This window comes from Reyranella sp., from assembly GCF_036558665.1.
Classification (GTDB): domain Bacteria; phylum Pseudomonadota; class Alphaproteobacteria; order Reyranellales; family Reyranellaceae; genus Reyranella.
In genome coordinates, this window is record NZ_DATBFE010000018.1 from 1 (window position 1) to 2203 (window position 2203).

Genomic DNA, 2203 nt, shown 5'->3' on the forward strand with positions numbered 1-2203 from the left:
TTGCCGCGCCACTGGCTGGCGCCGGCGGCCAGCAGCGCCACCAGCGGAACTGCGGGCCAGGCCGAGGTCCAGCCTTGCGCAGCGCCGGCAAGATAGATCTGCCACGCCGCGCACAGGGCAAGGCCGAGCGCGAGGTACACCAGACTCCGCCGCCAGACCTCGACGCAACTGACGCCGGCCAGCGCCGCGAGCGGGGGCGCCATGGTGGAAAGATAGTAGGCGTGAAAGATGCCGCCGGCTGCGCTGTAGACGATACCATAGGTCAATGCCCACACGCTCCAGAGCGCGAGCGACGCGTGGCCCGAGTCGCGGCGGCAGGCGAGAACGAGTCCCAGGACGGCAAGCGGCAGGAACCAGCCGGCCTGACCAGCGAGCATCGGTTGGGCGAGGCGCAGCGGCCCGACCGGTACGGCGTCGTATGTTTCGAAGGGCAATCTGCTCGTCGGCAGGAGATGACGGTCGAATCTCTGGAGACCGTTGTGGACGACCACGAGCTCGAGCATCGAATTGCCCGAGGTACTGGAAACGTAGGGACGGCTGTCGCGCGGCGTCAGATCGTAGGCGATCGACCACGAGAGACTGACGGCAACGAGCACCGCCGCGGCCGCCGTCATCCAGCCGAGTCTGCGGGACCAGCCGCGGGGACTGGCGATCAGCCAGCCCGCGAGCAGGGCGGGACCGCAGGCGAACGCGGCCAGCATCTTGACGTTGAACGCCACGCCGAGAAGGGCCATGGACGCCACCAGCGAGAGCCCGCTTCCACGGAGCGCCGCCGATGCGGCCAGCAGCAGGAACAGCACCAGCCAGGAATCGGCGTTGTTGGAACGGTCGACCGCGACGGCGATCGGCGTCGTCGCCAGCAGCAGCGCGGCGAGCAACCCCGCTGTCGGCCCGAAGGCCCGGCGCACGAGCCCTCGCAGGATCGCCACCGATGCGACTCCCGCCAGCGCCTGCGGCAGGTGCAACATCCAGCCGCTGTAGCCGAACAGGGCGACGAACGCCGCCTGGATCCAGAACGCGACCGGCGGCTTGTCGATGGAGAGGAATCCCGCCGGGTCGAAGGCGTTGTAGAAGAAGAGCCGCGCGCCCTCGGTCATGCTGCGCACGGCGGCGGCGTAGTAGGTCGAACCGAAGCCGTTGTCCTCGAGACGCCAGAACCGCAGGGCGGCGGCTATGCCCAGCACCGCGAGGAAGCATGCGGTCTCGATGCGTGGTGTCTTGGTCGAACCGGCCGCCATGCCCGATTGATCTTCAGTGTCCCCTCGAGCACAAAATAGGCGCCGCCGCGGAAGAGAGCAAAGCAAGCTCGTGCCTCGGCGGCCTGTCTTCTCCTCTCGCCCGATCGGGGAAGAGGCGGGAGAGGGGCGACGCACGGCGCGAGTGTGGGAGAGGAATATGAGGGGCGAGACTCACGTCTTCATGCTCCTCGCCCCCGTGAGGGGGAGAGGCGGGGAGAGGGGGCGACGCACGGCGCGAGCCCAGAAGAGACCGTCGAGGTCTTGCATCATGCCGTGGCCGGGACGCAGAGTCGCTTTTCGCAATCTTCCGTGGCGGGCGTCCGATCCCTATCTGTGGCCGGACAGTGGAGGAAGACCATGAAGAAGGTTCTCGGGGTCTACAGCAGCCCCCATCGCCACTGGGTGGGCGACGGCTTTCCCGTCCGCTCGCTCTTCAGCTACGACACGCTCGGCCGCCAGATCAGCCCGTTCCTGCTGCTCGACTATGCCGGGCCGCACCGCTTCGATCCGGCGCCGAGGCCGCGCGGCGTCGGCCAGCATCCGCACCGCGGCTTCGAGACCGTGACGATCGTCTATGACGGCGAGGTCGCGCACCGCGATTCGACCGGCAAGGGCGGCACCATCGGTACCGGCGACGTGCAGTGGATGACCGCCGGCGGCGGCATCCTGCACGAGGAGCTGCATTCGCCCGGCTTCACCAGAACCGGTGGGCCGTTCCGCATGGTCCAGCTCTGGGTCAACCTGCCGGCCAAGGACAAGATGACGGCGCCCGGCTACCAGGCGATCGTCGCGGCCGACATCCCCGTGGTCGAGCTGCCCGAAGCGGCGGGCGAGGTGCGCGTGATCGCCGGCGCCTTCGGCGGCACGACCGGGCCGGCGCGGACCTTCACGCCGATCAACCTGTGGGACATGCGATTGAAGGCCGGCGCCTCGGTCACGCTCGACCTGCCCGACGGCCACAACAG

General features: G+C 68.8%; 2 protein-coding genes. One reads left to right on the plus strand and one right to left on the minus strand.

Translation table 11 applies throughout. The annotated features are described in order from the left end of the window. Nucleotides 1-1238, minus strand: a 1238-nt coding sequence (locus VH499_RS03320) for a glycosyltransferase family 39 protein (RefSeq protein ID WP_332051265.1), incomplete at its 3' end; no start/stop codon positions are given. 357 nt (nt 1239-1595) lie between these two features. On the opposite strand from VH499_RS03320, the gene VH499_RS03325 reads away from it, so the two are divergent. Further along, nucleotides 1596-2203: pirin family protein (locus tag VH499_RS03325; protein ID WP_332051266.1), on the plus strand; the 608-nt coding region annotated here is incomplete at its 3' end.